This is a genomic window from Acidimicrobiales bacterium (assembly GCA_016716005.1).
Lineage (GTDB): Bacteria > Actinomycetota > Acidimicrobiia > Acidimicrobiales > JADJXE01 > JADJXE01.
The window spans coordinates 2,159,551-2,177,334 of sequence record JADJXE010000001.1 but is presented as its reverse complement, the minus strand read 5'-3'; the positions used below and the strand labels follow the sequence as shown (position 1 = coordinate 2,177,334).

General features: G+C 73.7%; 18 protein-coding genes and 2 riboswitches. Of the genes, 4 read left to right on the top strand and 14 right to left on the bottom strand.

From position 1 onward, the window contains the following. Positions 1-20: 20 nt before the first annotated feature. A complete protein-coding gene (gene pyrE / locus IPM45_10695; protein ID MBK9180015.1) occupies positions 21-575 on the bottom strand; it encodes an orotate phosphoribosyltransferase in 555 nt (184 codons plus the stop codon). Positions 576-664: 89 nt separating this feature from the next. On the opposite strand from pyrE, the gene IPM45_10690 reads away from it, so the two are divergent. Together IPM45_10690 and IPM45_10685 are read left to right on the top strand one after the other, a co-directional pair. Next, a complete protein-coding gene (locus IPM45_10690) occupies positions 665-1,456 on the top strand; it encodes a ParA family protein (protein ID MBK9180014.1) in 792 nt (263 codons plus the stop codon). Continuing rightward, the gene (locus IPM45_10685; GenBank protein MBK9180013.1) at positions 1,453-1,767 is read left to right on the top strand and encodes a hypothetical protein; all 315 of its coding nucleotides are present in this window, start codon (positions 1,453-1,455) and stop codon (positions 1,765-1,767) included. The genes IPM45_10690 and IPM45_10685 overlap by 4 nt, the downstream gene beginning before the upstream one ends. 34 nt (positions 1,768-1,801) lie before the next feature. On the opposite strand, the gene IPM45_10680 is transcribed toward IPM45_10685, so the two are convergent. The 4 genes from IPM45_10680 to purL all read right to left on the bottom strand — a co-directional run bounded on the left by IPM45_10680 (position 1,802) and on the right by purL (position 7,099). Beyond that, positions 1,802-2,185, bottom strand: coding sequence for a phage holin family protein (locus IPM45_10680; protein ID MBK9180012.1), 384 nt, complete (start codon positions 2,183-2,185; stop codon positions 1,802-1,804). Positions 2,186-2,267: 82 nt separating this feature from the next. Next, positions 2,268-3,299, bottom strand: coding sequence for a phosphoribosylformylglycinamidine cyclo-ligase (locus IPM45_10675; protein ID MBK9180011.1), 1,032 nt, complete (start codon positions 3,297-3,299; stop codon positions 2,268-2,270). Further along, positions 3,292-4,794: an amidophosphoribosyltransferase gene (purF, locus tag IPM45_10670; protein ID MBK9180010.1), complete on the bottom strand. Its 1,503-nt coding sequence runs from the start codon at positions 4,792-4,794 to the stop codon at positions 3,292-3,294. The genes IPM45_10675 and purF overlap by 8 nt, the downstream gene beginning before the upstream one ends. Beyond that, positions 4,787-7,099: a phosphoribosylformylglycinamidine synthase subunit PurL gene (gene purL, locus IPM45_10665; protein ID MBK9180009.1), complete on the bottom strand. Its 2,313-nt coding sequence runs from the start codon at positions 7,097-7,099 to the stop codon at positions 4,787-4,789. The genes purF and purL overlap by 8 nt, the downstream gene beginning before the upstream one ends. Positions 7,100-7,157: 58 nt before the next feature. On the opposite strand from purL, the gene IPM45_10660 reads away from it, so the two are divergent. Next, the gene (locus tag IPM45_10660; protein MBK9180008.1) at positions 7,158-7,577 is read left to right on the top strand and encodes a hypothetical protein; all 420 of its coding nucleotides are present in this window, start codon (positions 7,158-7,160) and stop codon (positions 7,575-7,577) included. 13 nt (positions 7,578-7,590) lie between these two features. Here the strand turns inward: IPM45_10660 and purQ are convergent, their stop codons facing one another. Genes purQ through IPM45_10640 form a run of 4 tightly spaced genes read right to left on the bottom strand, consistent with a single transcriptional unit; the run spans position 7,591 to position 10,747 of the window. Then, complete coding sequence (gene purQ / locus IPM45_10655) at positions 7,591-8,265, bottom strand: phosphoribosylformylglycinamidine synthase subunit PurQ (protein MBK9180007.1); 675 nt, start codon at positions 8,263-8,265, stop codon at positions 7,591-7,593. Next, positions 8,262-8,534 (bottom strand): phosphoribosylformylglycinamidine synthase subunit PurS, encoded by a 273-nt coding sequence (purS, locus tag IPM45_10650; GenBank protein ID MBK9180006.1) that lies wholly within the window; start codon positions 8,532-8,534, stop codon positions 8,262-8,264. The genes purQ and purS overlap by 4 nt, the downstream gene beginning before the upstream one ends. Positions 8,535-8,546: 12 nt before the next feature. Continuing rightward, the gene (locus IPM45_10645) at positions 8,547-9,428 is read right to left on the bottom strand and encodes a phosphoribosylaminoimidazolesuccinocarboxamide synthase (protein ID MBK9180005.1); all 882 of its coding nucleotides are present in this window, start codon (positions 9,426-9,428) and stop codon (positions 8,547-8,549) included. Positions 9,429-9,442: 14 nt separating this feature from the next. Then, positions 9,443-10,747: an adenylosuccinate lyase gene (locus IPM45_10640; protein MBK9180004.1), complete on the bottom strand. Its 1,305-nt coding sequence runs from the start codon at positions 10,745-10,747 to the stop codon at positions 9,443-9,445. 44 nt (positions 10,748-10,791) lie between these two features. Between IPM45_10640 and IPM45_10635 the strand changes: the two genes are divergently transcribed. Beyond that, complete coding sequence (locus IPM45_10635; GenBank protein ID MBK9180003.1) at positions 10,792-11,226, top strand: hypothetical protein; 435 nt, start codon at positions 10,792-10,794, stop codon at positions 11,224-11,226. A gap of 7 nt (positions 11,227-11,233) precedes the next feature. Here the strand turns inward: IPM45_10635 and purD are convergent, their stop codons facing one another. The 5 genes from purD to IPM45_10610 all read right to left on the bottom strand — a co-directional run bounded on the left by purD (position 11,234) and on the right by IPM45_10610 (position 17,580). Next, a complete protein-coding gene (gene purD / locus IPM45_10630) occupies positions 11,234-12,457 on the bottom strand; it encodes a phosphoribosylamine--glycine ligase (GenBank protein ID MBK9180002.1) in 1,224 nt (407 codons plus the stop codon). Positions 12,458-12,468: 11 nt separating this feature from the next. After that, complete coding sequence (locus tag IPM45_10625; protein ID MBK9180001.1) at positions 12,469-13,749, bottom strand: adenylosuccinate synthase; 1,281 nt, start codon at positions 13,747-13,749, stop codon at positions 12,469-12,471. 95 nt (positions 13,750-13,844) lie between these two features. Beyond that, on the bottom strand, positions 13,845-14,531 hold the full coding sequence (locus IPM45_10620; protein ID MBK9180000.1) for a hypothetical protein: 687 nt from the start codon (positions 14,529-14,531) through the stop codon (positions 13,845-13,847). Positions 14,532-14,549: 18 nt separating this feature from the next. After that, positions 14,550-14,632, bottom strand: a riboswitch (cyclic di-GMP riboswitch). Positions 14,633-14,742: 110 nt separating this feature from the next. Then, positions 14,743-16,065, bottom strand: coding sequence for a hypothetical protein (locus IPM45_10615; GenBank protein ID MBK9179999.1), 1,323 nt, complete (start codon positions 16,063-16,065; stop codon positions 14,743-14,745). Between the two features lie 153 nt (positions 16,066-16,218). After that, complete coding sequence (locus tag IPM45_10610) at positions 16,219-17,580, bottom strand: hypothetical protein (protein MBK9179998.1); 1,362 nt, start codon at positions 17,578-17,580, stop codon at positions 16,219-16,221. 50 nt (positions 17,581-17,630) lie between these two features. Next, positions 17,631-17,710: riboswitch (cyclic di-GMP riboswitch) on the bottom strand. Positions 17,711-17,784 lie beyond the last annotated feature (74 nt).

Sequence of the window (17,784 nt, the reverse complement as noted above, 5' to 3'; positions counted from 1 at the left end):
GGCGTGCCCGTGGGCGCCCCTCAGCCGGCGCCGCCCTCGTAGGGGAGCCCCAGGTCCGGGGCGGTCAGCAGCGGGCGGAAGGGGATCCCCTCGGCCGCGGCCAGCTCGCCGCACGTACCGCCCCGGTCGACCACGGCGAGCAGCAGCACCGGTTCGGCGCCCAGCTCGCGGACCACGCGGGCGGCCTCCAGCACGGAGGTGCCCCGACTCACCACGTCCTCGACGACCACGACTCGGTCGCCGGCCTCGAGCGCGCCCGCGAGCCGGCCCGTCACCCCGTGGTCCTTCGGGTCCTTCCGGATGCTGAACGAGCGCAGCATCCGACCCGTGGTCGCCGCGACGCCGGCGAGCCCGAACGCCATGGGGTCGGCGCCCATGGTGAGACCACCGATGGCGGTGGCCTCCGCCGGGAGCACGGCGAGGGCGGCCTCGGCCACCAGCAGCAGCCCCTCGGGCCGGCAGAGGGTCTGCTTCCCGTCGATGAACCACGTGCTGCGCCGCCCCGACTTGAGGGTGAACTCGCCCCGCCGGACGGCGTGGGTGAGCAGGTGGTCACGGAGCGCGTCGAGGGTCACGGCTCCCGACCGTATCGGGCCGGGTTCGGGTGACCGGCGCCACCACGGACCCGCACGGTCGCGCGGAGCGGCCGTCGTACACTCGCCTCATGGCCAGGGTGATCGCCGTCGCCAACCAGAAGGGCGGCGTCGCCAAGACCACCACCGTCCACTCCCTGGGCACCGCCCTGGCCGAGCGGGGCCGGCGGGTGCTCCTGGTCGACCTCGACCCGCAGGCCTGCCTCACGTGGTCGACCGGCATCGACTCGGAGCTGCTCGAGCGGTCGCTGCACGACCTGCTCCTGGGCCGGGTCGCCCGACCGGCCGACGTGGTGGTGAAGCGCGGCGACCTGTTCCTCCTGCCCGCCACGATCGACCTGGCCGGCGCCGAGGTGCACCTGCTCACCCGCACCGGCCGCGAGTACGCCGTGGCCAGGGCCCTGGCGCCGCTGCTCGAGGCGTACGACGTCGTGCTGCTCGACTGCCCGCCGTCGCTCGGCATCCTCACCATCAACGGGCTCACCGCGGCCCACGAGGTGCTCGTGCCCCTCCAGTGCGAGACCCTCTCGCACCGGGGCGTCGGCCAGCTGCTCGAGACGGTCGACGACGTGCGCTCGTACACCAACCCCGGCCTCGAGGTCCTGGGGGTCGTGGCCACGCTGTACGACGGCCGCACCCGGTTGGCCCACGAGGTGCTCGACGCCGTCCGCGGCCGCTACGGCCTCACGGTGCTCGAGCCGCCCGTGCCCAAGTCGGTCCGGGTGGCAGAGGCGCCGGGCCGGGGCCGCTCGGTGCTCGAGCACGCCCCCCGCTCCACGGCCGCCCAGGCCTACCGGGCGCTCGCGCAGCGGGTCGACGAGCTGGGCGACCCGCTGGCCGCCCGGCCGGCCGAGGCCTCGTGAACCCGGCCGGACGGCGCGACCCGCAGGGCAAGCGGGCGCTGTTCGAGGCACCGGTCGACGTCGCCCCCGACGTGCTGGCCGGACGGCTCGGCGAGGGCAAGACCGTCCTGTTCTCCACCGGCCCCCGGCGCCAGGGGACCGTGGTGGTCGAGTGCGACGCGTGCGGCGCACGGGCGCGGCTGGCGCTCGTCGACCTGGGGATGCGCATGCTGCCGGTCACCCTGTGGCTCCCGGTACGCCGCCACGCCCACTGGCTCCGCTGCCCCACCTGCGAGCGGCGGAGTTGGTGTCGGATCGGCTGGGACGAGTAGGCCCCTGGCCCCGGGCCCCGGGCCCCGCCGACGATCAGCGGGCCCGCGCCAGCGTCTTCTTGAAGATGACCAGCGGGAGCAGCAGACGGGCGCCGAGCGCGATCAGCCACACCATCACCGTCGCCAGCACCCAGGTGAGGGCGCCCGAGATCTGCAGGCCGTCGGCGACGAGCGTTGCGACGACGAGGCTGACGAGCGTCGCGACGAGGGAGCTGCTGCCGAGCAGCGCCGGTGCGCTCTTCAGGGCCGTCTGGCGCAGGAGCGGCTCGACGAAGACGCCGACGACCGTGAACACGACCACGCCGACGACGAAGCCGGTGGCGTCCAGGGTCACGTCGTCGAGGACCAGCGAGGTGACCAGGAGGGCGACGGCATCGGCGAGCAGCGCGACCACCGCCGACGCGACCAGGCGGATCACCAGCGCACTCCGGACGTCCCGACGGGCGACGCGCTCACGGCCACAAGTATGCCGCTCCGAGCAGGCGAGCGGCGCCGCACCTTCAGACGATGCGCACGTGGCCGTGACCGGGTACCAGCTCCCCCAGCTCGATGGCACGGTGGCCGGCGGTTCGCAGCACGTCGAGCGCCCGGAGCGCGTCGGACGGCGGCACCACCACCACCATGCCGACGCCCAGGTTGAACACGCGAGCCATCTCCTCGTCGTCGACGTGGCCCAGCCGCTGGATCTCGCCGAAGATGCGAGGTGGCTCCCACGACCCGCGGTGCACGACCGCGTCGAGCGAGTGGGGGAGCACCCGGGCCACGTTCCCCACGATCCCGCCTCCGGTGACGTGGGCCACGGCGCGCACGTCGACGTGCCGCAGCAGCTCTCCCACGGCCGGCGCGTAGATCACCGACGGGCGGAGCAGCTCCTCGGCCAGCGTGGTGTGGGCGCCGTCGAACGCCGGGCCGTCGAGCGGGCGCCCGGCCACGTCGAGCAGCACCCGTCGGGCGAGGGAGTAGCCGTTGGAGCGCAGCCCGGGCGACGGCAGGCCGATCAGCACGTCACCCCGGCGCGGGCGGTGCGGGCCGACCAGGCGCTCGCGCTCGACGACGCCGACGGCGAACCCGACCAGGTCGAACTCGCCGGGCTCCATGGAGCCGGGGTGCTCGGCCATCTCGCCGCCGATGAGGGCGCAGCGCGCCTGCCGGCAACCCTCGGCCACCCCCTCCACGATCTCCTCGATCTGGTCGGGATCGAGGCGGCCCACGGCGATGTAGTCGAGGAAGAAGAGCGGCTCGGCCCCCTGGCAGACCAGATCGTCGACGCACATGGCGACCAGGTCGACGCCGATGGTGTCGAAGCGACCGACCGCCTGGGCGACCAGCGCCTTGGTGCCCACCCCGTCCGTGGTGGAGACCAGCACCGGGTCGCGGTAGCGCTTGGCCGGGAAGGCGAAGAGCCCGCCGAAGCCGCCGATGTCGCCGATGACCTCCGGGCGGAAGGTGGACCGCACCTTGGCCTTGATGCGCTCGACGGCCTCCTCGCCGGCCGCTATGTCGACGCCCGACGCCTTGTAGGTCTCACCCACGCGCCGCGACGCCCTCCGCCTCGAGCACCCGCTTGCCCACGAGCACGGGCAGGTCCACCGGGTACTCACCGGTGAGGCAGGCCGTGCAGAAGCCCGCGCCGCTGGCCCCGGTGGCCGCGAGCAGGCGGTCGAGGGCCAGGTACGACAGCGTGTCGACGCCCAGGTAGTCGCGGATCTCGTCGACCGTGAGGTTGGCCGCCAGCAGCTCACCCCGCTCACCCGTGTCCATGCCGTAGTAGCAGGGCCAGCGGTAGGGCGGCGACGACACCCGCAGGTGCACCTCGGCCGCGCCCGACTCCCGCAGCATCGCGACCATCGCCCGGGTGGTGGTGCCGCGCACGATCGAGTCGTCGACCACGACGAGCCGCTTCCCGGCGATGGCCTCTCGGATGGGGTTGAGCTTCATCCGCACCGCCATGGCGCGCAGCTCCTGGCTGGGAGCGATGAACGTGCGGCCTATGTAGCGGTTCTTCACGAGGCCGTCGCCGTAGGGGATGCCGCTGGCCTCGGCGTAGCCCTGGGCCGCGGGGATGCCCGACTCGGGCACCGGCATCACCATGGCCGGCCGGTCGAGGCCGGTGGGGTCCGGCGACAGGGGCGCCTGCTCGGCGAGCAGCCGACCCATCCGCTTGCGCGCCGCCTGCACGTTGCGTCCGTAGAGCTGGCTGTCGGGGCGGGCGAAGTAGACGAACTCGAACAGGCAGAGCGTCGGATCGATCTGCTCGGCGGCGAACAGGGCGACCGATCGGGGGCCCGAGGCGTCGATGACCACCATCTCGCCCGGATCGAGCTCGCGCACGAAGTGCGCCCCCACGATGTCGAGGGCCGGGGTCTCGGACGCGAGCACCCAACCGCTGCCCAGGCGGCCGAGGCACAGCGGTCGGAAGCCGTTGGGGTCGCGCACGCCCACGATCCGCCGCTCGTCCATGAGCACGAGGGAGAAGGCCCCGCGCAGGCGGGGGACCACCTGCTCCAAGGCCCACTCGAGGTCGTGCGACTCGCCGGAGTCGTCGCCGGCGCGCACCTCGGCCGCCAGCAGCTCGGCGATGAGGTCGGTGTCGCTGGTGATGGTGCCGGGCAGCGCGCCCAGCTCCACGGCCAGGTCGTTGGTGTTCACCAGGTTGCCGTTGTGGCCGAGGGCGAAGCCACCGGCGCCGGTGTCGCGGTACACCGGCTGGGCGTTCTGCCACGTGCTCGACCCGGTGGTCGAGTAGCGGGTGTGGCCGATGGCCAGGTGCCCGGCGAGGGCGGCCAGGGTGCGATCGTCGAAGGCGTTGGAGACGAGGCCCATGTCCTTCACGACGGTGAGCAGCCGGCCGTCGCTCACCGACATGCCCGCCGACTCCTGGCCGCGGTGCTGCAGGGCGTACAGACCCAGGTACGTCAGGTGCGCCACCGGCTGACCGGGGGCGTACACACCGAAGACCCCGCAGGCCTCCTTCGGCGTGTCGGCGTCGGCGACGACCACCTCTCCATCGTAGGACCGATCAGTCATGGAGCGCCCCGGTGCCGAACGCCGTCGGCAACCGATCGCGCCACGAAGCGGTGGCGTCGGCGAGGCTCACGTCGAGCAGGCCCTCCAGCACGAGCCGGTCCCCGCCGCACCCCCCGACGAGGGCCACCGGCACCCCGGCCGCGGCCGCCCGGCGGGCGACCTCCTGGGCCACGTCGGGCTCGGCGCAGGCGATCACCTGCGAGGGCGCCTCCGTGAAGGCCTCGGCGACGGAGGCCGGGCCGACGACCCTGGCCCCCACCCCGCCCCGCACCGCCATCTCGGCCAGCGCCACCGCGAACCCGCCTCCGGCCACGTCGTGCACGCCGGCGAGGAGCCCCTCGAGCACGAGCTCGCGCACCAGGTCGAGCACGCGGGCATGGAGCGCGAGGTCGAGGGAGGGCAGCGCCCCGCCGCGGGCCCCTCGCCGCCACGCCCATTCCGAGCCGCCGAGTGCCGCCTGGCCGGGGCCGATCGTGAGCACCCGGCCGCCGTCGACGAGCCGCACGCCCGGCGGTCGTCGCTCGAGGCGGTCGATCACGCCGAGGACACCCACGATCGGGGTCGGGTCGATGTCGCGGCCCCGGCTCTCGTTGTAGAGGCTGACGTTGCCACCCACAACGGGGAGGTCGAGGGCCAGGCAGGTCTCGGCCATGCCGTCGATGGCCTCGGAGAGCTGCCACATCACCTCCGGGTGCTCGGGGTTCCCGAAGTTCAGGCAGTTGACCAGCGCACGGTGGCGAGCGCCGACGCACGCCAGGTTGAGCGTGGCCTCGGCCACCACGAGCGCGGTGCCGGCGCGGGGGTCGACGGCGCACCAGCGGTGGTTGCCGTCGGTGGTGAGGCCGAGGCCCCGGCCGGTGTCGACCCCCGTGGCCGGGTGCTTCAGCCGGAGCACGGCGGCGTCCCCCCCGGGAGCCTCGACGGTGTTCAGGAAGAGCTGGTGGTCGAACTGGCGGTACACCCACGCCGGGTCGCAGAGCATGCCGAGCAGGTCGGCGCCGGCGTCGACCCCGTCGGTCTGCGAGGCGGGGTCGACCGCGGCGGGATCCCGCTCGGGTGCCCGGCGCGGCCGGTCGTACAGGGGGGCGTCCTCGTGCAGCGACGCGGCCGGCACGTCGGCCAGCACCTCGCCGTCGAAGCCGTCCAGGATCCGCAGCTCCCACCCGTCGGTGACCCTGCCCACCACGGTGGCGCGCACGTCCCAGCGAGCGCAGATCTCGAGGACCCGGTCGAGGCCGGCCGGCTCGACGATCGCCAGCATGCGCTCCTGGCTCTCGCTGGTGAGCACCTCGAAGGGCTCCATGCCCGGTTCGCGCCTCGGCACGGCGCGGACGTCGACGTCCATGCCGACGCGGCCGCGCGACGCCGTCTCGCTGGTGGCGCAGGTGAGGCCGGCCCCCCCGAGGTCCTGGATGCCGACCACCAGGCCGGCGTCGAGCAGCTCGAGGCACGCCTCGATGAGCCGCTTCTCCTCGAAGGGGTCGCCCACCTGCACGCTGGGTCGCTTCGACGCGTCGGTCTCCTCGTCGGCGAAGCCGGCCGAGGCCAGCACGCTCACGCCACCGATGCCGTCGCGCCCCGTGGTGGAGCCCAGGAGCACCGCCAGGTTGCCGACCCCGCTGGCCTGTCCCAGCACCAGTCGCTCGGTGGGCAGCAGGCCCAGGCACAGCACGTTCACCAGCGGGTTCTCGGCGTACGTCTCGTCGAACACGACCTCCCCGCCGACGGTGGGGACGCCCACGGAGTTGCCGTAGCCGGAGATCCCGCTCACCACCCCCTCGGCGACCCAGCGGCTGCGGGCGTGGTCGAGCGGCCCGAAGCGCAGCGGATCCATCAGGGCGATCGGCCGGGCACCCATCGTGAAGATGTCGCGGAGGATCCCGCCCACGCCCGTGGCCGCACCCTGGTACGGCTCGATCGCCGAAGGGTGGTTGTGGCTCTCGATCCGGATGGCCGCGGCGATGCCGTCGCCGACGTCGATCACCCCGGCGTTCTCGCCCGGCCCGACCAGCACCCACGGCGCCTCGGTGGGCAAGCGGCGCAGGTGGAGCCGCGACGACTTGTAGGAGCAGTGCTCCGACCACATCACCGCGTACATGGCCAGCTCGAGGTGGTTGGGCGTCCGGCCGAGGATCCGCTCGATGGCGGCCAGCTCGTCGTCGGTGAGGCCGAGGGCCCGGTGGAGAGGCTGCTGCTGCGCGGGCACGGTCGCCAACCTACCGGAGGGCGCCGCCCGCGCCGGTCGGGCTGACCGGCAGCAACGGCTGGCGCGCGATCCGCAGAATCTCGACACGGTGTCGAGCATCAATGCCGGGCGCGAGCGTGCTTGCAACGAGGCAATGCCAACCGCGAGGATTCACCCGATGACCGCCACCAAGACCCGCCGTCCGCCCTCGATGACCGACGAGCACAAAGAGGCCCTCGCCCGAGGCCGTGCCGAAGGTCGGGCCGTCCGCAATTACCTCAAAGCGCTCGAGGATCACCGGCCGAAGCGAGGACGCAAGCGCACGCCGGACTCGATCAAGAAGCGCCTCGCCGGCATCGAGTCCCAGCTGTCGGGTGCCGACCCGCTGAAGAGGCTCCAGCTCGTGCAGGAACGCCAGGATCTCACCGAGGAGCTGGCGGGCATGGCCGAGACCGTCGACCTCACCGAGCTCGAGGACGCCTTCGCCGCCGCCGCCAAGGGCTACGGCGAGCGCAAGGGCATCTCCTATGCCGCATGGCGCGAGGTGGGGGTGCCCGCCGCGGTGCTCAAGCGGGCCGGGATCGGCCGGGGCGGCTGATCGGCCTCGGCGCTCAGGCTCGGGCGCCGGCCGACGCCAGGAGCGACCGCACCAGGGGCACGCCGTCCGTCGAGCCGAGCAGGGGATGGCACGCTCGCTCGGGATGGGGCATGAGCCCCACCACGTTGCGCCCGGCGGAGCACACGCCGGCGATGTCGTCGACCGACCCGTTGGGGTTGTCGACATAGCGCACCACGACCCGATCGTCGGCACGGAGCTCGGCCAGCGTCTCGGGGCTGCACGTGTAGTTGCCCTCGAAGTGGTTGACGGGGACGTGCAGCACCGTGCCCGACGCCACCTCGGCCGTCAGCACCGATGCCGACGTCTCCACCCGGACGGCCACGGTGGCACACACGAACTTCAGCCCGCGGTTCTTCTGGAGGGCCCCCGGGAGGAGACCGGCCTCGGTGAGGATCTGGAAGCCGTTGCAGATCCCGACGACCGGGCCACCGGCCGCCGCGAACCCGCTCACCGCTGTCATGACCGGGGAGAACCGGGCGATGGCCCCGGTGCGCAGGTAGTCGCCGTGGGCGAAGCCGCCCGGCAGGACCACGGCGTCGACGTCGCCCAGCGCCGTCGACCCGTGCCAGACCACCTCGGCCTCGCCCCCCAGGTCGCGCACCACCTCGACCACGTCGGCCTCGCAGTTGGAGCCGGGGAACAGCACGACCCCGACCCGGGCGCTCATCGGCGCGCGAGCCGCTCGGCGGCCGGCTCGACGGTGACCACCGCGTCCTCGATGACCGGGTTGGTGAGGAAGCGCCGGCACAGGTCGTCGACCTCGGCGCGTGCGGCGGCCTCGTCGGCCGCCTCCAGGTGGAAGCGGATGGCCTTGCCCACCCGAACCCCGCGGACGCCCGGGAACCCGAGCGTTGGGAGCGAGCGCTCGATCGTGGCGCCCTGGGGATCGGCGACCCCGGCGCGCAGGCGGACCTCGACGAGGACCGAGAACGTCATGGGGCCATGCTCTCACGGCTCCGCCGGCCCACCGGGCCAGGCGGCGAAGGACAGCCGGGTGATGCGCTCGTAGGCCTCGACGTAGCGCCGCCGGGTCGCCGCCACGACCTCGTCGGGCAGCGGAGGCGGCGGGGGCGACTTGTCCCAGTCGAGGGCGTCGAGGTAGTCGCGCACGGGCTGCTTGTCGAACGAGGGGGGCACCTCGCCGGGCACCCAGCCGTCGGCGGGCCAGAACCTCGACGAGTCGGGGGTGAGGATCTCGTCGGCCACGACCAGCTCGCCGTCGACGAAGCCGAGCTCGAACTTGGTGTCGGCCACGATGATCCCCCGCTCGGCCGCCCGCGCCGCGCCGCGCCGGTACAGGGCCAGCGACACCTCGCGGGCCCGCTCCGCCACCTCTCGGCCCACCAGGCGCTCGGCCTCGTCGAACGACAGGTTCACGTCGTGGGTGCCGTCGGCCGCCTTGGTGGAGGGCGTGAACACCGGCTCGGGGAGGCGGTCGCTCTGGCGGAGCCCCCGCGGGTACGGGGTGCCGTGGAGGGTGCCGGAGTCGCGGTACTCCTTCCAGCCGGAGCCGGCCAGGTAGCCCCGCACGATGCACTCGATCGGCAGCATCCTGGCCCGCCGCACCAGCATCACCCGTCCGGCCAGCTCGGGCCGGCGCGCCGGCTCGGGCAGGTCGGCCAGCTCCGTCGAGACGAGGTGGCTCGGCGCCACGTCGGCCAGCTCGGCGCACCAGAAGGCCGTCATGGCCGTGAGCACCCGGCCCTTGTCGGGGATCGGCTCCACCATCACCACGTCGAAGGCCGAGAGCCGGTCGGAGGCGACGATCAGCAGGTGGTCGTCACCGGCGTCGTAGACGTCGCGCACCTTCCCGGAGTGCAGGTGCGGCAGCGCCAACCCCGCGCTCACGGCACCGCCGCCAGGGCATCGAACACGCGGTCGGTGTGGCGGAGGGCCCGGTCGAGCGAGAAGGCCTCGTCGAGCTGCTCCGCCGTGAGCGTCACGCGGGGGTCGGCCTCGAGCAGCGCGCGGAACGGCACCTCCCGCTCCCAGGCGGCCATCGCCTGCTCCTGCACCACCCGGTAGGCCTCGTCGCGGGTGAGGCCCGAGGCGACCAGCGCCAGCAGGACCGGCTGGCTGAACACCAGGCCGAACGAGCGGTCGAGGTTGGCCAGCATGCGCTGTGGCCACACGCGCAACCCCTCGACCAGCCCGGTCATCCGCCGGAGCACGTAGTACGCGAGGAGGCACGAGTCGGGCAGGATCACCCGCTCCACCGACGAGTGCGAGATGTCGCGCTCGTGCCACAGGGCCACGTCCTCCAGCCCTGCCAGCACGTTGGCGCGCAGGATCCGCGCCAGCCCCGACAGCCGCTCGGCGGTGATCGGGTTCCGCTTGTGCGGCATCGCCGACGAGCCCTTCTGGCCGGCCTTGAACCCCTCCTCGGCCTCGCGCACCTCGGTGCGCTGCAGGTGGCGGATCTCGGTGGCGAACTGCTCCACCGACGCCCCCGCAGAGGCACAGGCGTACAGCAGCTGGGCGTGGCGGTCACGAGCGATCACCTGGGTGGCCGGCACCGGCTCGAGGCCGAGGGCGGCGCACACCCGCTGCTCGACGGCCGGTTCGATGTTGCTGTAGGTGCCGACGGCGCCGGAGAGCTTCCCGACGGCCATCGCCGTGCGGGCGGCCCGCAGGCGCTCCCGGTCGCGGTCGACCTGCAGGCACCACAGCGCCAACTTCACGCCGAAGGTCGTCGGCTCGGCGTGGACGCCGTGCGTGCGACCGACCGTAGGCGTCGACCGGAACTCCTCGGCCCGGCGCTTCAGCACGGCGACCAGGCCCGACGCCGCGTCGATCAGCAGGTCTGCGGCCCGGACGAGCTGCGCGCACAGCGCCGTGTCGACCACGTCGCTCGACGTGAGCCCGTAGTGGATCCAGTTTCCCGCCGGGGGGCCGATCGCGGCCTGCACCACGTCGACGAAGGCGGCGACGTCGTGATCGGTCACCCGCTCCCTCTCGCTCACCGCCCGCACGAAGTCGTCGTCGACCACGGGTGCCCGCTCCCGGCAGGCGGCCGCTTCGGCCTCGGGGACCACGCCGAGCTCGGCCCACGCCTCGGTGGCGAGCAGCTCGACCTCGAGCCAGCCCGCCAGCCGGGCTCGGTCGGTGAACACGGCCGCCATCTCGGGCAGCTGGTACCGGGGGATCACCTCGCGCCTCCTTCGCGGTCAAGGGTGGCCGCCAACATGCCGACATGCAACGGGGATCGAAGGCGGAGGAGGTCGAGGGCATGTTCCGGGTTCGCAGAGGTGGGGACGACTTCGGTGGTGCCATCGACGCTCGGTGCGCTCGGCACCCCTTCGCGCTGGCGACCGACGTGTGCGGCGAGTGCGGGGTCGGGTTCTGCGCCGACTGCCTCGTCTACCCGTTCGGCGACCGCCGCCCCGCCATGTGCCTCACCTGCGCCCTGGCCGTCGGCGGGGTGCGCCGGACCCACTCGCACCACCACGGCAGGCTCCGCCCCCGCGACCTCGAGCTGCGGCGGCGGCTCCTGGCGGAGGCCACGGAGGGAGCCGACCCCGATCCCCTGCGGATCGAGCTGGCGCCGACCACGTCGTTCGACGAGGCCGAGGCCGCCTCGCACCTCCCGAGCGTGTCGGGCACCCCCTCGATCGACTGGGCGACCTGACACCGGCTCACGCCCCGCCGGCCGCGGCCGCGATGTCGGTGCGGTGCTGGAGGCCGGGCCAGCGCAGCAGGGCCACCGCCCGGTAGGCCCGCTCCCTCGCCCCCGCCAGCGTGGGGCCCGTCCCCGTGACGGCCAGCACCCGGCCACCGGCGGTGACGAGCCGGCCGGCGGGGCCGGCGGCCACGCCGGCGCAGAAGACGGTGACACCGGCCACCATGCGAGCCTGGTCGAGGCCCTTGATCACGTCACCCGTGCGCGGCGACGCCGGGTAGCCCTCGGCCGCGCACACCACCGTGACCGCGGCGTCGGGTGACACCGACGGCGGCTCGCCGACCCGCCCGGCCGCCGCCCCGGCCAGCAGCTCGGCCAGGTCCGAGGTGATCCGCGGGAGCACGACCTGCGCCTCGGGGTCGCCGAAGCGGACGTTGTACTCGATGACCTTGAGGCCCTCGGGCGTGAGCATCAGCCCCGCGTACAGCACGCCCCGGTAGTCGATGCCCCTCGCCCGCAGCGCGGCCAGGGTGGGCTCCACGGCCCGTTGCATCACCTCGTCGACCACGGCCGGCCCGGCCACCGGCACCGGCGAGTAGGCGCCCATGCCCCCCGTGTTGGGCCCCGCGTCGCCGTCGCCGATCCGCTTGAAGTCCTGGGCGGGGGGAAGAGCCACGGCCCGCCGCCCGTCGCACACGCAGAGCACGGACAGCTCGGGGCCCCGCAGGCCCTCCTCGACGACCACCCGGCGGCCGGCGGCTCCGAAGGCGCCGCCGGACAGCTTGGCCCGCACGTCGTCGACGGCCTCGTCGAACGACTCGGTCACGAGCACACCCTTGCCGGCGGCCAGGCCGTCGGTCTTCACCACGTACAGCCCCGGCAGGCTCCGCAGGAACGCCACCGCCTGCTCGACGTCGTCGAAGGAGCCGGAGCGGGCGGTGGGCACGCCCGCCTCGGCCAGCACCACCTTCATCCACGCCTTGGAACCCTCGAGCCGGGCGCCGTCGGCGCCGGGGCCGAACACCAGCCGCCCCCGCTCCCGGAGCCGGTCGGCCAGCCCGTCGACGAGCGGGGCCTCGGGCCCCACCACGACCAGATCAGCGGGAACGTCCTCGGGTGGCGTCGCCACCGAACCGGGGATGCCCGGGTTGCCGGGCGTCACCACGACCTCGGCGGTGCGGCCCAGCGCCACCGCGAGGGCGTGCTCGCGCCCACCGCCTCCGACCACGCACACCCGCACCGGCCCGCTCCTCAGGCGGCGAACTGCACGAACTGGTCGCGGCCGGGCCCCACCGCGACGAGCCGGATCGGCACGCCGATCTGCTCCGACAGGAACCCCACGTAGGCGCCGGCCGCCGCCGGGATGTCGGCGAGCTCGGTGGCCCGAGTGAGATCGGTCCGCCACCCGGGGAGGTCGACGTACACCGGGCGCACCTTGTGCAGCACCGACTGGTGGTACGGGAGGTGGTCGAAGCGCTCGCCGTCGAGGTCGTAGGCCACGCACACCCGGAGGGTGTCGAGGCTGTCGAGCACGTCGAGCTTGGTGAGGGCCACCTCGCTCAGCGAGTTGAGCCGGACGGCCTGCCGCAGCATCACCGCGTCGAACCACCCGGTGCGCCGGCGGCGACCGGTGTTGGTGCCGTACTCGTGGCCCCGCTCGACGAGCAGGTCGCCGACCTCGTCGTGCAGCTCGGTGGGGAACGGGCCGGACCCCACCCGGGTGACGTAGGCCTTGGCGATCCCGATCACCCGGTCGACGTGACGCGGGCCGATGCCGGCCCCCGTGCACGCCCCGCCGGCGACCGGGTTCGACGACGTCACGAAGGGGTACGTGCCGTGGTCGAGGTCGAGGAACGTGGCCTGCGCCCCCTCCAGGAGCACGTGCTGGCCGGCCTCGAGGGCCTCGTGGACCAGGGTGACGGTGTCGGCGATGTACGGGGCGATGCGGGGCGCGTAGATGCCGAGGTACAGGTCGCGCAGGTCGTCGAACGACAGCGGGAGCCGGTTGTGGACGCGGCTCAGGATGGCGTTCTTCTCCTTCAGCACCACCTCGAGCTTCTCGCTGAAGATCTTGGCGTCGAGCAGGTCCTGCACCCGCAGACCCGACCGGAGGGCCTTGTCGGCGTACGTGGGGCCGATGCCCCGACGGGTGGTCCCCAGCTTGCTGCGGCCGAGGCGGCGCTCGGCCAGGCGGTCGAGCTCCTGGTGGTAGGGGAAGATCAGGTGGGCGTTGCCGCTCACGCGGAGCCGGGTGCAGTCCACGCCCTGCTCGGTGAGCAGGTCGATCTCGGCCAGCAGCACCGCAGGATCCACCACCACGCCGTTGCCGATCACCGGGGTGATGTGGTCGTAGAGGATCCCGCTCGGGAGCAGCTGCAGCGCGAAGCGGGCCCCGTCGACCACGATGGTGTGACCGGCGTTGTGCCCGCCCTGGTAGCGCACGACCAGGTGCATCTCCTTGGCCACGAGGTCGGTGATCTTGCCCTTGCCCTCGTCGCCCCACTGCGTCCCGACGACGACCGTTGCGGGCACGCGCGACTCCTTGTATCGGGGGAGGGACAGGTCAGCGTAGCGCCCACACGCCGCTGACCGCCCGACCGGGGCGGCCAGCGGGCGTGCGCTCCGGGTCAGCTGGTGCGGTCCGGTCGCGTCTCGCGGACCAGCACCAGGCCCACTGCCACCAGCACGTAGCCGCCGAGCGCCAGGCGAACCGCCTCGAGGTCGCCGCGGCCCGTGCGGGGCAGGGTCTCACCGGCCACCACCGCCGGCAGCACGGTCCCCGGGGTGACCACGACACCGGCCACCTCGGGCGCCACCGTCGAGGCCGGGGCCACGGTGACCGGCACCGTGGTCGTGGTCGGCACCGTCGTGGTGGTCACGACCGTGGTCGTCGGGACGGTCGTCGTGGTCGTCGGGATCGTCGTCGTGGTCGTCGGGATCGTCGTCGTGGTGGTCGTCGGGACGGTCGTGGGGACCGTCGTCGTCGGGATGGTGGTCGTGGTCGTCGGGATGGTGGTCGTCGTCGTCGGGATGGTGGTCGTCGTCGTCGGGATGGTGGTCGTCGTCGTCGGGATGGTGGTCGTCGTCGTCGACGTGGTGGTGGTGGTCGTGGGGATCGTGGTCGTGGTCGTCGACGTCGTCGTCGTGCTCGTCGTGGTCGTGGTCGTCGTCGTGGTCGTCGTGCACTTCGGCTGCGGTGTCGCACCGGCACCGGTCGCGCCCGGTCCGGGGAGCAGGAGCAGCGTCAGCCCCGCCAGGGCGGCGGTGGCGAGCAGGACACGCGTCGAGGGATGCGACCCGGAGCGCTTCCGCATCGCGGCCCCCTTCGTCCGGTGGACCGGGGCCGGGTTCGCTCTGGCTCCCCGCCGGCGCAGCGACCAACTCCGGCCGGCGGCTCATCGCCTCCCCGGAAGGGTGGGTCCCTCGTGGGCTCCCTTCCACCTCCACAGTAACCACCCAGCGTGGCCGATTGCAGGGTCGTTCGTCACAGGGTTCCGACGGCCGCCACGGAGTGTGGCGAGATGATCAGCGTCGGGGCCGGCGGAGGGCGGCGTTGCCCACCAGCAGCGCACCCAGCCCGACCAGCAGGGAGGCGGCGACGAGCACGGGCACCTGGTCCCCGGCGCCGGTGCGCGGCAACGAGGAGGCCGCCGAGGCCGCGTGGGCAGCAGGTGGCGACGTGGGGGCGTTGCCGGTCCCGGTCCCGGTCCCGGTCCCGCCCACGTCGCTGCCCGGGACGGTCGTCGCCGGCGTCGTGGTGCCCGGGGGTGCGGTCGTCGGGGGCACCGTCGTCGGCGGGGCCGTCGTCGGCGGCGTCGTGGTCGTCGTGGGGCCGTCGCCGGTGTTGGTGACCGTGAGGCGGCACCCGTCGGTCGCGCAGGCCACGTAGCGGTCCGCGAGCTGGATCGGACCCGACGGTTCGGCCCGGAAGCCCGCCGGTGCGGCCCGCTCGACCACCTCGAGGGTGCCGTCGGCCGCCACCGGCAGGCCAGCCAGGGCGGTGCCGGACGCGTCCGTCGTCGAGCACACGAACGCCGACCCCGCGTAGCGGCACGTGGTCGTGCCGAGGAGGCGGCCACCGCTGTCCCTGCTCGAGACGATGACCGCGAAGTCGCCGGCCAGGCCGCTCGGCGGGATCGGCGACGTCGACCCGGCCGCCACCCAGAGCTTGTCCACCCGGACGAGCGTGCGGGTGCAGTCGCCGACGCCCCCGTTGTAGGCGGAGATCAACATTTCGGGGCCGCCCGGCTTGCCGTTGGCCTCGCGGTTGCCGGTGGTGTAGTAGCTCCCGGCCGGCCCCACCACCTCCAGTGGCGGGCCGATGGCGGCATCGATCTGGTAGTTGCAGCTCACCTCGCGGGCGGGCACCTCCAGCCGGAGCTGGTAGCGCCCGTCGCTCCCGGGCGAGCAGGCGACCCCACCGGGCCCGCAGTAGTCGTAGGGGCGCAGCAGCTGCTGGTTGTCCGCCGGGTCGAAGGCGGGCGTGTTCGTCTTCTTGACCGAGAGGCTCACCCCGATGCCTTCGCACCCGGGGGCGAACCCGCTCCAGCTCATGGTCACCACGTCGCCGGGGCCGAGCACCAGCTCGCGGAGGCTCGCCCGGCTCTCGCCCCTGGCGGTGAAGGCGAGCCCCACGAGCACGCCCGCCCCGTCGACCGTGCAGCCCGGTGGGAACAACAGGTCCTGGGGGTACGTCGCGTAGTCGGTCACCGGGGGCGGGACCGGGTCGGTCGCAGCCGACGCCCCGCTCGCCGCCAGCGCCACCAGCACCGCGGCGGTGGCGGCGAACGCCGCCGCCCGCATCCGCTGCGATCCTGCTCGGCGCCGCCTGCCGTCGACGCTGCTCATGCCCCGCTCCTCGCGTCGGCCAAGCGATCGCCGGCCGGCGATGGCCTGGGGGCCCTACGCCGACACCTATCGGCACGAGCCACCGGCCCCTGAAGCGGGTCCGGCCCCGAGCAGGGTCCGGACCCGCGTGCGCGGGGGGAGCGGAGCCCGGGGCTACCTCGGCGTCCGGGCCCGGAGGAGGGTGGTGCGACGGCGGGAGTCGACCACCAGGATCAGCCCCACCGCGATCAGGGCGTAGCCGGCGAGCAGCACGCCGACCCGGTCACCGGCACCGGTGCGGGGCAGGGTGGCGCCCAGCACCGTGACCGGCGGGAGCACCGTCACCGGGGGCGGCGGGACGATCGTCGTCCCCTGCACCGACACCGTGGTGGTGGTGCTCGGGACGGTGGTGGTGGTGCTCGGCACCGTCGTGGTGGTGCTCGGCACCGTGGTCGACGTGGTCGACGTGGTCGACGTGGTCGAGGTGGTGGACGAGGTCGTGGTGGTGCTCGGCACCGTCGTGGGCGTGGTCGTCGTGGTGGTCCTGCTGTCGTTGCGCACGATCAGCACGCACGTCCCGGCCTCGTTGCACACCACGTACTCGTCCGCGATCCCGAACTGGCCCTGGGGCTGGAAGCTCCAGCCCGGCGGCGGGCTCACCTCGGTGACCTGGAGGCGGCCGTCGGTCTCGGCCAGCAGCCCGTCGGTCGAGCCGTCGCTGTTGACGTAGGTGCACTGCAGCCGGCTGCGGTCGGGCGGGTACGAGCAGGTGGCCGTCCCGAGCGTGGCCCCGAGGGCGTCGGTGGAGGTCACCACGATCCGGAAGGCGGCCGGGTCGACCGCCGCGGGCGGCGGCACCTGGGCGCCGTTCAGGAACCACTGCTTGTCCACGAGGATCTTCTTCTCGCAGATGAACCCACCGTTGACGGCGGAGATCAGCATGTCGGGACCACCCGGGTTGGGCTTGCCCGCCTGGGCCCGGACCGACGGCGAGTAGTACGAGCCGTCGGGGCCGACCTTGGCCAGCGGCGGTCCGATCACGGCGTCGACCTGGAACGAGCAGGCCACCTCGCTGGGCGGGACCCGCAGCTCGAGCCGGCGGGGACCGTCGGGCCCCTGGCTCCACACCCAGCCCGGGATCAGGGTCTGGTTGTCGTTGAGATCGAAGAACGTCAGGTTGGTGCGCTTGGCCGCCAGGCTCACGCCGATCCCCTCACAGCCCGGGGCGTAGCCGTCCCACTCCATCACCACGAGATCGCCGGCGATGAGGGTGAAGGCGCGCAGGCTCGGCTGGGTCACCCCGTTGACGGTGAACCGCAGGCCCGTGAGCACCGCGCTGCCCTCGGCCGCGCACTGGGGCGGGAAGTAGAGGTCGCGCTGGGGGTAGCTGGCGTAGTCGGTCACGGGGGGCGGCGCCGCGGCCGCCTGCGCGTCGCCCGTCGCGAACGGCCCGAAGGCCAGGAGGGCTCCGAGCAGCCCCATGGCCAGACCCAATGCCAGCGATCGCCGGCCCCGCCGCTCAGTCGCTGCAGTCATGAACGAAGTCCTCCCGCGTGCCTCGTCGGGACCGGCTCACGCCAGTCCCCCGTGCGGGGCCGGTTTCGCTCTGGCTCCCCGGCGGCGCAGCGACCAGTTCGCTCGCCGGATCACGGCCTCCCCAAGTTTCGACGGTGGATCACCACCGACAGTGGTCAGCCTACCGCTACGCGGCGTGGCCGTCCAGGGGGCATCCGCATCATT

Coding starts and splice junctions, on each gene's coding strand:
- IPM45_10615 (MBK9179999.1), bottom strand. CDS start 16,065: ATGAGCAGCGTCGACGGCAGGCGGCGCCGAGCAGGATCGCAGCGGATG.
- IPM45_10620 (MBK9180000.1), bottom strand. CDS start 14,531: ATGCGGAAGCGCTCCGGGTCGCATCCCTCGACGCGTGTCCTGCTCGCC.
- IPM45_10635 (MBK9180003.1), top strand. CDS start 10,792: ATGCAACGGGGATCGAAGGCGGAGGAGGTCGAGGGCATGTTCCGGGTT.
- IPM45_10660 (MBK9180008.1), top strand. CDS start 7,158: ATGACCGCCACCAAGACCCGCCGTCCGCCCTCGATGACCGACGAGCAC.
- IPM45_10610 (MBK9179998.1), bottom strand. CDS start 17,580: ATGACTGCAGCGACTGAGCGGCGGGGCCGGCGATCGCTGGCATTGGGT.
- purF (MBK9180010.1), bottom strand. CDS start 4,794: ATGACTGATCGGTCCTACGATGGAGAGGTGGTCGTCGCCGACGCCGAC.
- purS (MBK9180006.1), bottom strand. CDS start 8,534: ATGACGTTCTCGGTCCTCGTCGAGGTCCGCCTGCGCGCCGGGGTCGCC.
- IPM45_10690 (MBK9180014.1), top strand. CDS start 665: ATGGCCAGGGTGATCGCCGTCGCCAACCAGAAGGGCGGCGTCGCCAAG.
- purL (MBK9180009.1), bottom strand. CDS start 7,099: ATGCTCGACACCGTGTCGAGATTCTGCGGATCGCGCGCCAGCCGTTGC.
- purQ (MBK9180007.1), bottom strand. CDS start 8,265: ATGAGCGCCCGGGTCGGGGTCGTGCTGTTCCCCGGCTCCAACTGCGAG.